Here is a 16175-nt window from a genome sequence, read left to right as displayed (position 1 = left end):
TTAATAATTTGAATATTTAATATAATTTGTTCTTATTTTTTTATACTCTTTCTCTTTTATCAATTTCATCAAGCTACTTGTGTATTTAAAAAAGACTAGTTCTAGTTTTTTTATTAATCTTTCTTCACTTATTTCAGGCAAGATTCTTTCTATCTCATCAACATACCCTTGTACAAATTTCTTTTTATCAAAAATGGATCTTGTAACTAAATGTATAAAATAGTCCTCATTATTTAATATATACTTCCAAGGGCTATCAACCTTAACTCTATTAATCCATATAGACTCTTGAATAAACTCATCTAAAGGAAACCATTCTCCATTATTAAGACTTCTACAAGACAATTGAAAGCACACATCTAAATGTAATTGATTCTTCTTAAAGAATAGAAAAGGATCCATAGAATAAAGAAAAATAAAATTATTCCCAAAATCCCATGGGTGTTTAACTAAACTCCACTGTTTCTTCTTAAGAATAGAAATTAGCTGTTTAATATCTTTAGGATGTACAATTATATCAATATCCTTCTTAATACTTAATTTCTTAGGAAGCTCACCCCCTATATTTCTCAATAAAGCATATTCTATTTTACCTTCTTCTAAAGTTTTAAATAATTCATGAATATCTTTTTTATCTACAAAACTCTCCATATTTACAGCCCTTTCAATCTTTTTAATTTCTTTTCCGCTTCAAGTATAGTTAAAGATAACTTCAAGAACTCTTTCTCATCCATTTCTATTCTCATTTTATTAGATTGAATATGCACCGAATTAAGTCCTCCCTTCGCATGAGGTTTATTAAGTTCAAAATCTATATCACTTTCAGCTATAGTAATAGCTCCAAATTTTTTTATTATTTCTCCCATAATTTTATTTTATCCAAATTCCTGTACCGGTTTTATTTATTATTTTATAATACTGTACCGGTTTCAATATCATTGAGTAAGATAAAGATACACATGTCGCCAGTATAACCCCTTTAGATCCCATTTCCAAATATTTAGCGAAATAAATGGATAATGGTATATTAATAATCATTGAAATAGTAGCTGTGTATAATTGTAGTTTTACTGCACCAACACCATTTATAAAATTGGTAAATATTAAACTAAAAGTAGACATTATTATGTATACCCCCATTAAAATAGACAGACTTACAGGAACTACAACCTCATCACCAACCCAAATTTTATAAAACTTATTCGAAAAAATCATCATTAGCAAAACTAAAAAAACTGATAAAAACCAAAATCTAAGCATTATTCTTATTGATTTTTTTATCCAAATAAAATCAGATTTCTCATAAGCCTCTGTTACAGAACTCCATAAAGGACCAGTTATTATAGAAAAAAACATAAGTATTACAGCGAAATATTTATGTGATATATTATATGGAACAACCTCTTCAGGACCCAAAACTTTAGAAATAATAAAATTATCTGTAGAAAATAAAACAATAACAGCTATCTGAATGTAAAAAAATTTAAAGCCTAAATTAAATAGATCTTTACTTAATCTAAAATTAACAAAATGAATAGAAGGTTTAATCTTTTTAAATGTAGTATTGAAATAGAAAATTGTAAATAATAACAATATAAATACAGGAATAATACTCATAACAATTGTTACATTTAAAAATGTGGCTTCCGAAAAAATATCCAGAAGATAAACTCCTAAAAAATTAACAACATTCGTTAATGATATTATTACACTTGTTATTCCTGAATTTAGATTAGCTAATAAAATAGAATTTATAAGTTGGAATATAAATTTCCCTAAAAAAAAATATACTGTAATAGCTATTATTTTACTAAAATCTGCTACTGATTCAGGTATATTAAAAACTGAATTCCAATTGAGTATATTATATATGAACGAAAATAATATTACTAAAAGCAATACAACTATAGAGATACCTCCATAAGCAGTACTTACATACATTTTAGCTCTTTTATATTGTTTATTAGCAATAGATTTTGTCAATCTATTTCTCAACCCATTACCTAATCCTAGATCAAAAAAAGTAAACCAAGAAACAACTGAAGTTAAAGTTAACCAAGCACCGTACTCTACATCACTTAACACATTTAACATTAAAGGGACAAACAGAAAGCTAACTAATACAGAAATTGCATTACAAAAAGATGTAATAATTATATTTTTCTTTGCTTTAACTGTTCTCTCATGCCCTTTAAAAAAAGATCTTATTTTATCTTTAATTCTCACCTAAAAGCCAATTATTAGATTTTATTTAACTCTTTATTGGAGAGATACCATTTATACATTTTCTCTACTCCTAACTCTAGATCTATTTGATGCTTCCACCCTAAACTATTCAATTTAGATACATCTGTTAATTTTTTCATTGTCCCATCAGGTTTATTCGAATTAAAAACTAACTTTCCTTTAAATCCAACAATTTTTTTAATCAGAAACGCTAAGTCTTTTATTGAGATATCAATTCCTGTACCTATATTTAGGTGAGTGTTTTTAACTTCATCAACATCTGATTTAACTTTATAAATATCTTTAAAGTCTCTTTTTTCTACTATAAAAACACATGCATCAGCCATATCTTCACTCCACAAAAATTCTCGCATAGGCTTTCCACTTCCCCAAATTTCAACAGACTCCGAAGAAACTCCAAAAGATTGCAAATAACTCATTGCATCTTTCAAGTTTTCTATTTCTAAGTCCTCTAAAACATTTTCGGTCTTTTTCTCTTCTAATAATTTAGCCAAGTGCATTTTTCTTATTAGAGCCGGTAATACATGTGATTTTTCTAAATCAAAATTATCATTAGGACCATATAAATTTGTTGGCATTACAGAAATAAAATTTGTCTTATATTGTAAATTATAACTTTCACACATTTTTATCCCTGCTATTTTTGCTATGGCATAAGGTTCGTTAGTATATTCCAACTCTCCAGTTAAAAGATAGTCTTCCTTCATTGGTTGAAGACAATTCTTTGGGTAAATACAAGTACTTCCTAAAAACAATAACTTTTTAACTTTATTTAAATAGCTTTGATGAATAACATTGTTTTGAATCATCATATTTTCATAAATAAAATCTGCTCTATAAGTGTTGTTAGCAATAATGCCTCCTACTCTTGCTGCTGCTAAAAACACATATTCTGGTTTTTCTTCTTTAAAGAACTTAGCTACAGATTTTGTATCTATAAGGTCTAGTTCATTATGTGATCTTGTTATTAAATTTGTATATCCTTTAGATATTAAATTTTGAAGTATCGCACTACCAACTAACCCTTTATGACCAGCTATATATATTTTCGAACCTTTATTCATAATTATTCAAAATAATTTAAAGTAACATAACCACCTTCTTTTAGATATTGGTCTTTACTCATTAATTTTAAATCACTTTTCATCATATCTTTTACTAAAGCAGGTAAATCGTATTTTGGTTTCCAACCTAATTTATTATTTGCTTTAGATGGGTCGCCTACTAACAAGTCTACTTCCGTTGGTCTGAAATATATTGGATCAACTGATAGTATTTCTTTTCCTATTTCTAACTGATATTTTGGATCACTACATGTTTTCACATAAGCAACTTCATTCACTCCTTCACCTTTAAACTCTAACTCTATTCCTACTTCACCAAAACTCATTCTTACAAAGTCTCTAACAGTAGTAGTCTTTCCTGTCGCAATCACCCAATCCTCAGCTTTATCAGCTTGTAAAATCATCCACATCATACGAACATAATCTTTTGCATGCCCCCAATCTCTTTTTGCATTTAAATTCCCTAGATAGAACTTATCTTGAAGTCCCAAAGCAATCCTTGATACTGCTCTTGTAATTTTACGAGTCACAAACGTTTCGCCTCTTAGTGGTGATTCATGATTAAATAAAATTCCATTACAAGTATACATATCATAAGCTTCTCTATAATTTACTGTAATCCAAAATGCATACATTTTCGCAACTGCATAAGGTGATCTTGGATAAAAAGGTGTGGTTTCTGATTGAGGCACTTCTTGAACCCTTCCATATAGTTCAGAAGTGGACGCCTGATAAATTCTGGTTGTTTTCTCTAACCCTAATAAACGTACAGCATCTAATATACGAAGCGTACCTAACCCATCTGCATTACCAGTATACTCAGGTGTTTCAAAGGAAACATGCACATGACTCATTGCTGCTAAGTTATAAATTTCATCTGGTAGGATCTCTTTGATAAGACGTGTAATATTAGTACTATCAGTCATATCACCATAATGCAAAAAGAAATTACGGTTTTCTATATGTGGATCTTGATATAAATGATCTATTCTATCTGTATTAAAAAGGGAAGACCTTCTTTTCATTCCATGAACCTCATATCCTTTTTTTAACAAAAACTCACTCAAATAAGCTCCATCTTGTCCTGTAACTCCCGTAATTAACGCTACTTTTTTCTTCATTTTAATTCTAATATTATTTTTTGGAAACACCACAGAAATCTAATACTTCCTGACTTTCTTTAAAAGTTAAATTTGCAAACTCTTTATGAGCTACTAAGAATGCAACAATATCCGCTTTATATATTGCTTCTTTATAATCTGTTAGCTTAAACACTTTATGCTCTTTAATATTAGGCTCTACAATAAAGTATTCACCATTACTATCATTTTGCAAAACTTTATTTACTATATACTTAGCTGGAGATTCTCTTAAATCATCAATATTAGGTTTAAAAGCTAATCCCATTAAAGCTACTTTAGGTTTTCTACCATACTCTAATTCAAACTGTAATTTTGCTGTTTGAATTTTTTCTGCACACCAAAAAGATTTATAGTTATTTACCTCTCTTGCAGTACCAATAATTTTAGATTCCATTGGATATTCGGAAACAATGAAATAAGGATCAACAGCAATACAATGTCCTCCAACACCACATCCTGGTTGTAAAATATTAACTCTTGGATGTTTATTTGCTAAGTTAATTAACTCCCAAACATTAATATCTGCTTTGTCACATATTAACGATAGCTCATTAGCAAATGCTATCTGAACATCTCTTGATGAATTTTCAACTAATTTACACATCTCTGCCGTACGTGCATTTGTTTTATGCAATTCTCCTTTTACATACTTTCCATAAAATTCTAAAGCTTTTTGTGTAGATACATCATCGATTCCTCCTATAACCCTATCATTATGTACTAACTCATACATTACATTCCCTGGAAGAACTCTTTCTGGACAATACGCCATATATAATTTACCTTTTAACTCTGGTCTTTCTTGGTATATTAAATCTCTCATTTTCTCGGTAGTTCCGACTGGCGAAGTTGACTCTATAATATATAAATCACCTTCTTTTAATAATGGAATTATACTATATGTTGCTGCTTTAACAAAAGAAATATCTGGCTCGTTTTTTCCCTTAAATGGAGTAGGTACAACAATTAAATAATTGTTTGCCTCTACAGCTGAAGTAGACGCTTTCAAATAACCCTTTTTTACTGTACTATCAACAGCCTGATCTAATTCTGGCTCAACAATATGAATTTCACCTCTATTAATAGTTTCAACAACATTAGTGTTAATATCAACTCCGTGGACATTAACTTCGTTTTGAGCTATTAAAGCAGCTGTAGGTAAACCGATATAACCAAGACCTATCATTACAACTTCTGGTTTATTCATTTCTTATATTTCTTTTATAAAGTTAACAATCTGCACACATGCTTTTCCATCACCATAAGGATTATGAAGTTTACTCATTGATAAGTAAGCATTATCATCGTTCAACAATTTTTGAGCTTCTTTTACGATTTTATTTTTATCTGTTCCTACTAATAGTACTGTTCCTGCATCAACAGCCTCAGGTCTTTCCGTAGTATCTCTCATTACTAATACTGGCTTCCCTAAACTAGGTGCTTCTTCTTGAACTCCACCACTATCAGTAATAATTAAATACGATTGATTCATTAACCAAACAAATGCTGGATATGATAACGGAGATATAAGTTTCACATTATCTATTCCATTTAATAATTCATAAACAGGCTTCTGAACATTTGGATTTAAATGTACAGGATATATAATTTGAATATCTTCGTTTGTATTGGCTAATTCTTTAAGAGCTGAACAAATATTTATAAATCCTTGTCCATGATTCTCTCTTCTATGGCCAGTAACTAAAACCAGTTTTTTAGAAGTCTCGACAATATTTTTAAGCATTGTAACCTCTTCATCAGAATAATTTTCTGAAGTAACTTTTTCGGAACTAAAGTGTAACGCATCAATAACTGTATTACCAGTAACTAGTATTGATTCTTCAGAGATATTTTCTCTTAATAAATTACTTTTTGAAGTAGTTGTTGGTGAGAAATGATAATCACATATACTACCTGCTACACTTCTATTTACTTCCTCAGGGAAAGGTGATCTTTTATTGAAAGTTCTTAAACCAGCCTCAACGTGACAAACTTTTGCTCCAGAATAAAAAGAAGCAATACTAGAGGCCATAGTTGTAGTTGTATCGCCATGAACATAAACAAAATCTGGCTTAAAGTCCTCTAAAACAGGTTTTAACCCTGAAATTATATCAGCTGTTAGGGTATATAAATTCTGATTTGGCTTCATTAAATTCATATCGTAATCAGGATTAATTTCAAAGAATTCTAAAACCTGATCTAACATTTCTCTATGTTGAGCAGTGATGCAAACTTTTGTTTCAAAAAAATCATTATTTTCCTGAAACTCTTTCACTAAAGGAGCCATTTTAATAGCTTCTGGTCTTGTTCCAAAAATAATAAGGTTTCTTTTTTTACAATTACTATTCATAATCATTTCAAACTATTTTTCACTATTTCAATAGAGCATTACTAGATATAGCAATATTATATATCTTTTTTATATCATTTGTTTTATTCCTTTCTAAAACAACCAAACCGTCTTCTGTATCAATAACTATTATCCCTTCTACATTTGTGTACACTTCTTTCCTAGACACAAAACCAAAACTATTTACATTGATTTTCTTTAAATCATCTACCGCATTTCCTTCCTCAAAATAATCAACGATAGCATCAAAAGTACCTAAATCAGTCCAATAAAAATTAGAGGAAATAATTTTTATTTTATCACTTTTTTCTAGTATTGTGTAATCAATGCTATCTGATGGTATTTTTAACATCAAATCTCTATCAATTTCTTCTTCATTATTAATAGAATTATATGCATTTTTACAAGCTAAATACATGTTTTTATTATACTTGTACAATTCTTCCAGAAAAGTAGAAGCTTTAAAACAAAACATTCCACTATTCCAGCTAAAATTCCCTTTCTTCAAGAAAGAGATTGCTGTATTTATATCTGGTTTTTCTCTAAAACTTAATACCTTTTCTTTATCATGTGCTATGTAGCCGAAGCCTGTATTGGGAGTTCTTGGCTTTATTCCAAATGTAACTAAGAAGTCCTTGTTTGCTAATTCAATTGCTCTTTCAATCGATTCTTTATATAAATCTAAATCTCCTATCATATGGTCTGAAGGTGTAATTATCATTATATCATCATCATTCAAACTAAGAGCTGCTAGAGCTATAGCAGGAGCAGTATTTCGGCCTACTGGCTCAATAATTCTATTAATAAATTTAATATTCATTTTTTGAATTTGCTCCTCAGCATAATTAATTTGAGATGAATTAGTTACTAATAAAAAATCAGAAGCTATCTTTTTATTTCTCATTATGGTATGCTGAAAAAGCGATAATTTATCAAACATTGGCAAGAACTGTTTTGGCTTACTTTCTCTAGACAGAGGCCATAATCTTGTGCCAGAACCACCACTTAAAATTACATTTACAACTTTCTGTGTCATTATATATATACTTCTAGCAATTGAAAGTTTTTATTCGTTTTAATTAATACTTTACTGGCACATGCTGGAATTAAAATTGTTTCTCCTTTTTTAAAATCTTCTACATAACCTTCAACTTCAATCTCTCCTCTACCTTCAACACACATATAAACAACAAAAGAATCTATTTTTTTCAATTCTCTTTTCAACTCCTTATCAATATTCAATTTATTAGTAGTGAAATAATTACAACTGAATACTGTATTTGTACAATTTACTTTATTGGTATAATTTAACCTACATGACCCTTTTTTAGAAAAATCTAAAGCATCAATAGCTAAATTAGTATGCAATTCTCTTTCCTTCCCATTATTATCTACTCTATCCCAATCATAAACTCTATAAGTAATATCTGAAGTTTGTTGAATTTCAGCAATCAAAATCCCTTTACCAATAGCATGAATTGTACCTACATCAATAAAAAAAGCATCATTTTTTTTAACTTCGTCTATATGAATTGTATCTAAAATTTTCCCTTTAGTAAAAAAATCAAAATATGTTTCTATATTTAATTCTTTGTTAAACCCAGCATATATTTTCGATCCATCTTTAGCATCTAAAACATACCACATCTCTGTTTTCCCCAATGAACCATGTCTTTTCTTAGCTAGTAAATCATTAGGATGCAACTGCAAAGATAAGTCATCTGCCGCATCAATAAACTTGAATAACAAAGGAAATTTATCACCAAAATCTTTGTAAACTCTATCACCCACTAAATCCCCTTTAAACCTAACCAATAAATCAACAATTGAAATTCCTTTATAAAGACCGTTACTTACAACTGATTCATTTCCTTTCACACCTGACAACTCCCAACTTTCACCAATATTTTTTTCAAAATCTGAAGTTTTATTAAGGTTATTAATTAAAGATATTCCTCCCCAAATTTTTTGTTTTAAAATAGGAGTAAATTTTAATGGATATATTTTCATCTATCTACCTATTTTTAGTGCTATATTCTTTTTTCATCACACATCAATTTCTTTCGTCAAGCTTTATTTTTTAATCCATTTCTCTGGCTACCCCAATGTTAAGCCTGTTTGTAAACCATAAATAAATGATTATATTTCTCCTTTGCATCTTCCAGCATCTTAATATGCCCTGCATGAAGTAAATCGAAGGCACTAAAAGTAATTCCTATTTTCATTTTTCCTTTTTAATTTGCAAATATACCTATTCTTTTACAATAGGAAGTGTTTTTCTCCTGAATTCACTAATTCGATATTCCTAATATCATGCACAATTTCTATTGATGATTTAGCATCTAAAAGCCCAAATCCATTACCTTTTAAAATCTCTTTATAACTTTCTGTATGCAATTCGGTAAACCCTCCGCTAAATTCAATCTCTTCTCCATCAACAGTTATAGAACGATAGGTTCTTTGATCTTTTTCTTTCACTTCCTTTGGAAGTGAATTTTCGTCAATAGAAAGATACCACCTTACCCTAGCATTTTCAAACTCCAAATACCCTGATGCTTTATTCTTTTCTCTAAGATGCACTATACTCTCTTGCACCCCTCCAAAAACCCAAGATAACATATCATAAAAATGAACACCAATATTTGTTGCTATTCCACCTGATTTACTTTCATCACCTTTCCAAGAAACATCGTACCAGTTTCCTCTAGATGTAATATAAGTTAAATCAATATCATACTTCTCTTTTTTATTTTCCGAATCAACTTTATTTTTTAAAGCCACAATACTCGGATGCAATCTTAATTGAAGGATCGTATTTATCTTATTTCCTGATTCTTTTTCTATTGCTTGTAATGCATCTACGTTCCATGGATTTAGCACTAAAGGCTTTTCACAAATAGCATCTGCACCTCTTCTTAAAGCCATACGAATATGTGAATCGTGTAAATAATTTGGTGTACAAATACTTACATAGTCTAATTGTATATTTTGTTGACGCTTAATTTTTTCAATATGACGGTCAAAACGCTCAAACTCAACAAAAAAATCTGCATTCGGAAAATATGAATCCATAACTCCAACACTATCAAACTTATCAAGCGCCGCTATTAGCTTGTTATTTGTATCCTTTATAGCTTTTAAATGACGTGGAGCTATATACCCCGCAGCACCTATTAGAGCAAAATTTTTCATTATAATGTTTTATCTATTAATTCTTGAGGAAGGAAATTCTTAACATCATATACCACTCCATTATCCTTCTTTATTTTCATCAAGTCTAAATTCTTAAATTCATCGTGTGAAACCGCTAGAACAATAGCATCGTACTTTTGCTTATATGGATTCTCAATCAATTTTAAATCATAATCTAACTGAACCTCCTCCTTCTTAGCCCATGGATCATATACATCAATCTCTACTCCGTAACTTTTTAAAGAATGGTACACGTCAATTACTTTTGTATTTCTTACATCAGGACAATTCTCTTTAAATGTAATTCCTAAAATTAAAATATTAGAATTCTTTACCTTAACATCTTCAGCAATCATTAGCTTAACAACCTCTGATCCAACATGGCTCCCCATACTATCATTTAACCTTCTTCCTGATAAAATTATCTCAGGATAATATCCGTATTGCTGCGCTTTCTGCGCCAAATAAAAGGGGTCAACCCCTATACAATGCCCTCCAACCAAACCTGGTTTAAATGGCAAAAAATTCCATTTAGTAGATGCCGCTTTTAAAACTTCGCTAGTATTAATATCCATCAAATTAAAAATCTTTGCCAATTCATTAACAAATGCAATATTTATATCTCTTTGACAGTTTTCAATAATTTTAGAAGCTTCAGCAACTTTAATTGAGGAAGCCATATGCGTTCCTGCTTTAATTACCGAACCATATAGATCGTCTACTTTTTTTGCTATCTCAGCAGTTGAACCTGAAGTTACTTTTAAAATATTTTCAACAGTACGAACTTTATCTCCAGGACTTATTCTTTCAGGTGAATACCCTACATAAAAATCTTTATTTAATTTTAAATTTGACTCCTTTTCTAAAACAGGAACACAATCTTCTTCTGTAGCACCTGGGTATACTGTAGATTCATATATAACAATATCATCTTTCTTTAAAACACCTCCTATTGTTTTACTAGCACTCAATAAAGGTAGTAATACTGGTTGATTATTCTTATCTACTGAAGTAGGAACTGTAACGATATAGTAATTACATTCTTTTATATCTTTTTTATCAGAAGTAATAAATAATCCTTTTCTATCAGAAATCTCATTTACTAAAACAGATTGTAATAAATTATTATCAACCTCTAATGTAACATCTACACCCGATTTTAACTCTTGTACTCGTTGAGACTTTATATCAAAACCAACTACAGTATATTTTGTAGCTAATAATCTTGCCAAAGGCAAACCAACATAACCCAACCCTATAATTGCAATTTTTGGTGTATTCATTTTTACTTATTAAACAGCTTACGAAATTACAAAAATTGTATTAACAAATTATTAGAAAACAAAAAAGTCTCATCAAATAATGATGAGACTTTCAGTGGGCAATGAGGGATTCGAACCCCCGACCCCCTCGGTGTAAACGAGGTGCTCTGAACCAACTGAGCTAATTGCCCGATTTTATTTTAATTCCTATTCGGATTGGAATCTGGTGGGCGATGAGGGATTCGAACCCCCGACCCCCTCGGTGTAAACGAGGTGCTCTGAACCAACTGAGCTAATCGCCCCGATTTTTATTTTAATTCCTCTTCGGATTGGAATTTATGTGGGCAATGAGGGATTCGAACCCCCGACCCCCTCGGTGTAAACGAGGTGCTCTGAACCAACTGAGCTAATTGCCCTCAATTGCGGATGCAAATATAACATTGTTTTGTGAAACACCAATATTTTTTTATAAAATTTCCGCTACAACAAAGGTACTTCCTCCAATATAAATTACATCGTTACTATTTGCTTTTATTTTCGCTTCATCAAAAGCTTGATTTACAGAATCAAAAGACTCTCCCTTTACTCCAAATACACTTGCTTTTTCTTTTAAAATATTTTCAGATAGACCGCGAGGAATATTTGGTTTACAAAAATAATAAGTTGCTTTTTTAGGAAACATAGGTAATATTTCTTCTAAATTCTTGTCGGCAACAACTCCTAAAACAATATGAAGTTCCTCTTTTTTTTCTTTCTTTAATTGATTTAATGTATAAGTCAATCCTTCTTTATTATGCGCCGTATCACAAATAACTTTTGGATTTTCTTGTAGAACTTGCCAACGCCCTTTTAAATTTGTGTTTTTAACAACATTTAATAATCCGTTTTTAATATTTTCTTCTGAAATATCAAATCCTTTAAGTTGCTTAACAGTTTCTACTGCTGTTTTTACATTTTTTGATTGGTAATCACCCAACAAATCTGTTTTGTACTCTTCTATAGAATCTGTAGCGAAGAGCAGATTTGATCTACATTCTTCTGTTTTATCAGTAAAAACGTTTTCTATTTCTTTTTGACGCTCTCCTACAACTACTGGAATATTCTTTTTAATGATTCCTGCTTTCTCATAAGCTATTTCAGATAGAGTTTCTCCTAAAAATTGTGTGTGATCTAAACCAATGTTCGTGATTACAGACACCTCTGGAGTTATAATATTTGTTGAATCTAATCGACCTCCTAAACCAACCTCAATTATTGCTATATCTACTTGCTCTTTTGCAAAATAGTCAAATGCCATTCCTACGGTCATCTCGAAAAACGACAAACCTTGACTCTTTAAAAAAGCTTTATTCCTTGTAATAAACTCAACTACATTTTCTCTTGGAATTTCTTCTCCATTAATACGAATTCTTTCCGTGAAATTCTTCAAATGTGGAGAAGTATACAACCCTACTTTATAACCTGCTTCTTGTAAAATAGAAGCAATCATATGACTTGTTGATCCTTTTCCATTGGTTCCACCTACATGAATTGTTTTAAACTTTTTTTCCGGATTACCTAATTCATTACTTAAAGCAATAATATTGGTTAAGTCTTTTTTGAAAGCTGTTTTGCCTTGACGTTGATACATTGGTAATTGAGCAAACATCCAATCTAAAGTTTCTTGGTAAGTCATCAAACTATTTATAAAAATTTTGATACCACTCAACAAACTTCTGCACACCTTCTTTTATTTTCACAGATGGCTTATAATTATAATCTTTTTTCAACTCGACAGTACTCGCCCATGTTCTTTTTACATCCCCCATTTGCATTGGCATCATTTCTTTAGTTGCTTTTTTACCCAAAGAAGTTTCTATCTCATTAATAAAATCCATTAGTTTAATAGAATCGTTGTTTCCTATATTATAAATTTTATATAACTCTCTATTTTCAACAGGCTTTTCAATAACTCTTTTTACTCCTTCAACAATATCATTAATAAAAGTAAAATCACGCTCCATATTTCCGTTATTGAAAACTTTAATAGAACGATTATTAGAAATTGCATCGGCAAATAATATTGGAGACATATCTGGTCTTCCCCAAGGTCCATAAACTGTAAAAAAACGCAATCCTGTAGTTGGAATTTTATACAAATGGCTATAAGTATGCGCCATTAATTCATTACTTTTCTTTGTTGCCGCGTATAAACTCACTGGAGTATCTACCCTATCACTTTCTTCAAAAGGAATTTTTGTGTTTGCACCATATACACTAGAACTACTTGCATATACTAAATGCTTTATAGAAAAATTTCTACAAGCTTCTAAAATATTTAAATAACCAACAATATTACTTTGAATATATACATTAGGGTTTTCAATACTATAACGTACTCCCGCTTGCGCAGCTAAATTACATACGACATCAAAACTCTCATTCTTAAATAACGAAAACAATTCTTCTTTATCCTCTAAATTTAATCTTACAAACTTCAACGCATTAAAAGATGAACTTTTACTCTCTTTATAAAAAACTTCCGCTTCTTCTCTATTTATTCCAAGTTCCTTTAAACGAGCAAACTTAAGATTTACATCATAATAATCATTAATATTATCGATACCAACAACTTCATGACCTTCACTTAACAAGTTTTTAGTTAAATGAAAACCTATAAATCCAGCTATTCCTGTTACAAATACCTTCATTAGTTTTTCCCTATTTGATAATATTCAAATCCTTTATCTTCTAAATTAAATATATTGTATTGATTTCTTCCATCAAAAATAACAGATTGCTTTAATCTTTGTGATATTTCATCAAAATCAGGAGATCTAAATTCTTTCCATTCTGTTAGTAAAATTAAAGCTTCAGCATCTTCTAAAACATCATATTTAGATTTTACATATGATACTCCCTCAACATCTTTTAAATAAAAATGTTCAGCTTCTTCCATAGCTTTCGGATCATAAGCGTTTACTTTTGCTCCTCTCTTCACCAATTCTTTTATCACATAAATTGCTGGAGCTTCTCTCATATCATCAGTTCCTGGTTTAAAAGCCAACCCCCATAAACCAAAAACCTTCCCACTTAAGTCTTCGCCAAATCTTTTTACTATTTTTTCAGCAACCACATACTTTTGACGATTATTTACATCTTCAACTGACTTTATTAATTGAGCATCATAACCATTTTCTTCAGCTATCTTTTTCAACGCTTTTACATCTTTTGGAAAACAAGAACCTCCATAACCCGCTCCTGGGTAAATAAAACTATATCCTATTCTTGAATCTGAACCTATTCCTATACGAACATTATTAATATCAGCTCCAACTCTCTCACAAATATTTGACATTTCATTCATAAATGAAATCTTTGTTGCCAACATTGCGTTTGCAGCATATTTTGTCATTTCTGCAGAACGAATATCCATTGCTATAAATCGATCATGCGACATGGTAAAAGGAGTGTATAACTGTCGCATTTTTTCAAAAGCATATTCTGAATCAGCTCCGATTACTACTCTATCTGGTTTCATAAAATCATTAATGGCATCTCCTTCTTTTAAAAATTCTGGATTTGACACCACATTAAACTCAATTCTTTCTCCTCTCTGATCTAATTCTTTTTGAATTGCTTCTTTAACTTTATCAGCTGTTCCAACTGGCACAGTTGATTTATCTACTATTACCAACTTATGTTTCATCTTCTTTCCAATTTCTTTGGCTACCGATAAAACATATTGTAAATCCGCAGAACCATCTTCCCCCATCGGTGTTCCTACCGCTATGAAAACAATCTCAGCATCTATAATCGCTTCTTCTAAATTGGTTGTAAAAAACAAATTTTTGTTTTCTACATTTTTAAGAACCATCTTTTCTAAACCTGGTTCGTAAATAGGAATAATTCCTTTATGAAGTTTATTTATTTTCTCTTGATCAATATCAACACAGGTTACTTTGTTTCCCATTTCTGAAAAACATGTACCTGACACCAATCCAACATACCCCGTACCTATTACAGCTAATTTCATTAAATTATTATTTGAATAAAGTATCTTTTACAAAATAATCTTTAGCAAAGATATACTATTTTAAGAGTGTACTTATTATTGTGATAAAGAAAACCTGTAGATTATGGTTCCTCTTTGTTTCGACGGTGCTTTTCCATCTGCATTCCACTTTGTTCTCATAGCTGCCTCTTTAGCTGGCTTTAATAAACAAGGTGCAGTATTAGTAGATCCTTTTACGCCTGGAATAGCTTTTATTACCCTACCGTTTTGATCTACCTCTATACTAACTACCACTGTACCTTCTTCTTGGCAATCTGGTTTTTCGATTGGTTTTGATAATGCTTTTCGTCCCGCTAAATTATAATTACCTCCTGATCCACTACCGGAATTACCATAATATTTATTCGAATTCGGATCTCCTTTTTCATTTCCTTTTACGCCAGATTCAATATCATCTCCTTCACCTTTAGTAGCACCATCTTTAGATGTTCCATTTAATAAACTATTTAAAGCATCGGTTGTTTCTTTTGAAGGTTTTGGCTTTGGCTTTTTTTTAGGTTTTATTTCTTTTGGAGTTTCTTTAACTTCTTCTTTTTCCTCTTTTGGTTTTTCAACTACTGGAACGTCTTCAGAAGTTTCGTTTGTAATTACCTCTTCTTGTATCGTTTCTTTTGGAATTTCTTTTACCTCTTCTTGAACCTCTTCAACAATTTCCTCTTGTTTGGGAGTTACTTGTGCTTTTGTTTTTTCAACAGGTTCTCCACTTCCTACTTCAGAATTTCCAAAATTAATTGCTAATCCATATTCTACAGGTGGATCTAGGTATTTCATTCCATAATTGAAAATCCCAAATAACAAAAGTATTAGGATAATAGCCGTAATTATGGCTGATTTACGCTTATGCTTTGTATCTAAAACTGACAT

15 protein-coding genes, 3 tRNA genes and 1 pseudogene are annotated in these 16175 nt (G+C 30.5%); all 19 read right to left on the bottom strand.

Annotated features, from left to right (window positions below):
* Nucleotides 1-651, bottom strand: a complete 651-nt coding sequence (locus H3Z83_RS07145; protein ID WP_182124796.1) for a nucleotidyltransferase family protein — start codon at nt 649-651, stop codon at nt 1-3.
* A gap of 2 nt (nt 652-653) precedes the next feature.
* A complete protein-coding gene (locus H3Z83_RS07140) occupies nt 654-866 on the bottom strand; it encodes a hypothetical protein (RefSeq protein WP_182124795.1) in 213 nt (70 codons plus the stop codon).
* A 4-nt stretch (nt 867-870) separates the two neighbouring features.
* On the bottom strand, nt 871-2226 hold the full coding sequence (locus H3Z83_RS07135) for a lipopolysaccharide biosynthesis protein (RefSeq protein ID WP_182124794.1): 1356 nt from the start codon (nt 2224-2226) through the stop codon (nt 871-873).
* A 14-nt stretch (nt 2227-2240) separates the two neighbouring features.
* The gene (locus H3Z83_RS07130) at nt 2241-3311 is read right to left on the bottom strand and encodes a GDP-L-fucose synthase family protein (protein ID WP_182124793.1); all 1071 of its coding nucleotides are present in this window, start codon (nt 3309-3311) and stop codon (nt 2241-2243) included.
* A 2-nt stretch (nt 3312-3313) separates the two neighbouring features.
* Nucleotides 3314-4432 (bottom strand): GDP-mannose 4,6-dehydratase, encoded by a 1119-nt coding sequence (gene gmd, locus H3Z83_RS07125; RefSeq protein ID WP_182124792.1) that lies wholly within the window; start codon nt 4430-4432, stop codon nt 3314-3316.
* A gap of 13 nt (nt 4433-4445) precedes the next feature.
* Nucleotides 4446-5660: a UDP-N-acetyl-D-mannosamine dehydrogenase gene (gene wecC / locus H3Z83_RS07120; protein ID WP_182124791.1), complete on the bottom strand. Its 1215-nt coding sequence runs from the start codon at nt 5658-5660 to the stop codon at nt 4446-4448.
* A gap of 3 nt (nt 5661-5663) precedes the next feature.
* On the bottom strand, nt 5664-6803 hold the full coding sequence (gene wecB, locus H3Z83_RS07115; protein ID WP_182124790.1) for a non-hydrolyzing UDP-N-acetylglucosamine 2-epimerase: 1140 nt from the start codon (nt 6801-6803) through the stop codon (nt 5664-5666).
* 22 nt (nt 6804-6825) lie between these two features.
* Entirely contained in the window at nt 6826-7839 is a 1014-nt protein-coding gene (locus H3Z83_RS07110; protein ID WP_182124789.1) for a mannose-1-phosphate guanylyltransferase, read from the bottom strand.
* On the bottom strand, nt 7839-8813 hold the full coding sequence (locus H3Z83_RS07105) for a type I phosphomannose isomerase catalytic subunit (RefSeq protein ID WP_182124788.1): 975 nt from the start codon (nt 8811-8813) through the stop codon (nt 7839-7841). The genes H3Z83_RS07110 and H3Z83_RS07105 overlap by 1 nt, the downstream gene beginning before the upstream one ends.
* A 93-nt stretch (nt 8814-8906) precedes the next feature.
* A pseudogene (locus tag H3Z83_RS07100) lies at nt 8907-9028 on the bottom strand (adenylyltransferase/cytidyltransferase family protein); the annotation flags it as partial.
* 34 nt (nt 9029-9062) lie between these two features.
* Entirely contained in the window at nt 9063-9995 is a 933-nt protein-coding gene (locus tag H3Z83_RS07095; RefSeq protein ID WP_182124787.1) for a Gfo/Idh/MocA family protein, read from the bottom strand.
* Nucleotides 9995-11278 (bottom strand): nucleotide sugar dehydrogenase, encoded by a 1284-nt coding sequence (locus tag H3Z83_RS07090; protein WP_182124786.1) that lies wholly within the window; start codon nt 11276-11278, stop codon nt 9995-9997. The genes H3Z83_RS07095 and H3Z83_RS07090 overlap by 1 nt, the downstream gene beginning before the upstream one ends.
* A gap of 95 nt (nt 11279-11373) precedes the next feature.
* Nucleotides 11374-11448: transfer RNA gene (locus H3Z83_RS07085), tRNA-Val, on the bottom strand.
* Between the two features lie 33 nt (nt 11449-11481).
* A tRNA-Val gene (locus tag H3Z83_RS07080) sits at nt 11482-11559 on the bottom strand.
* Nucleotides 11560-11598: 39 nt separating this feature from the next.
* Nucleotides 11599-11673: transfer RNA gene (locus tag H3Z83_RS07075), tRNA-Val, on the bottom strand.
* Nucleotides 11674-11723: 50 nt separating this feature from the next.
* Entirely contained in the window at nt 11724-12932 is a 1209-nt protein-coding gene (locus H3Z83_RS07070) for a bifunctional folylpolyglutamate synthase/dihydrofolate synthase (RefSeq protein ID WP_182124785.1), read from the bottom strand.
* 4 nt (nt 12933-12936) lie between these two features.
* Entirely contained in the window at nt 12937-13947 is a 1011-nt protein-coding gene (locus tag H3Z83_RS07065; protein ID WP_182124784.1) for an NAD-dependent epimerase, read from the bottom strand.
* Nucleotides 13947-15272: a UDP-glucose dehydrogenase family protein gene (locus tag H3Z83_RS07060; protein ID WP_182124783.1), complete on the bottom strand. Its 1326-nt coding sequence runs from the start codon at nt 15270-15272 to the stop codon at nt 13947-13949. Before H3Z83_RS07060 ends, H3Z83_RS07065 begins: the two co-directional genes overlap by 1 nt.
* A 75-nt stretch (nt 15273-15347) precedes the next feature.
* The gene (locus tag H3Z83_RS07055; RefSeq protein WP_182124782.1) at nt 15348-16175 is read right to left on the bottom strand and encodes an energy transducer TonB; all 828 of its coding nucleotides are present in this window, start codon (nt 16173-16175) and stop codon (nt 15348-15350) included.

Source organism: Tenacibaculum pelagium, assembly GCF_014062345.1.
Classification (GTDB): domain Bacteria; phylum Bacteroidota; class Bacteroidia; order Flavobacteriales; family Flavobacteriaceae; genus Polaribacter; species Polaribacter pelagius.
The sequence above is the reverse complement of the archived record's forward strand: the minus strand, read 5'-3'. Positions and strand labels throughout refer to the sequence as shown.

Coding starts and splice junctions, on each gene's coding strand:
- H3Z83_RS07145 (WP_182124796.1), bottom strand. CDS start 651: ATGGAGAGTTTTGTAGATAAAAAAGATATTCATGAATTATTTAAAACT.
- H3Z83_RS07140 (WP_182124795.1), bottom strand. CDS start 866: ATGGGAGAAATAATAAAAAAATTTGGAGCTATTACTATAGCTGAAAGT.
- H3Z83_RS07130 (WP_182124793.1), bottom strand. CDS start 3,311: ATGAATAAAGGTTCGAAAATATATATAGCTGGTCATAAAGGGTTAGTT.
- gmd (WP_182124792.1), bottom strand. CDS start 4,432: ATGAAGAAAAAAGTAGCGTTAATTACGGGAGTTACAGGACAAGATGGA.
- wecC (WP_182124791.1), bottom strand. CDS start 5,660: ATGAATAAACCAGAAGTTGTAATGATAGGTCTTGGTTATATCGGTTTA.
- wecB (WP_182124790.1), bottom strand. CDS start 6,803: ATGAATAGTAATTGTAAAAAAAGAAACCTTATTATTTTTGGAACAAGA.
- H3Z83_RS07110 (WP_182124789.1), bottom strand. CDS start 7,839: ATGACACAGAAAGTTGTAAATGTAATTTTAAGTGGTGGTTCTGGCACA.
- H3Z83_RS07105 (WP_182124788.1), bottom strand. CDS start 8,813: ATGAAAATATATCCATTAAAATTTACTCCTATTTTAAAACAAAAAATT.
- H3Z83_RS07095 (WP_182124787.1), bottom strand. CDS start 9,995: ATGAAAAATTTTGCTCTAATAGGTGCTGCGGGGTATATAGCTCCACGT.
- H3Z83_RS07090 (WP_182124786.1), bottom strand. CDS start 11,278: ATGAATACACCAAAAATTGCAATTATAGGGTTGGGTTATGTTGGTTTG.
- H3Z83_RS07070 (WP_182124785.1), bottom strand. CDS start 12,932: ATGACTTACCAAGAAACTTTAGATTGGATGTTTGCTCAATTACCAATG.
- H3Z83_RS07065 (WP_182124784.1), bottom strand. CDS start 13,947: ATGAAGGTATTTGTAACAGGAATAGCTGGATTTATAGGTTTTCATTTA.
- H3Z83_RS07060 (WP_182124783.1), bottom strand. CDS start 15,272: ATGAAATTAGCTGTAATAGGTACGGGGTATGTTGGATTGGTGTCAGGT.
- H3Z83_RS07055 (WP_182124782.1), bottom strand. CDS start 16,175: ATGTCAGTTTTAGATACAAAGCATAAGCGTAAATCAGCCATAATTACG.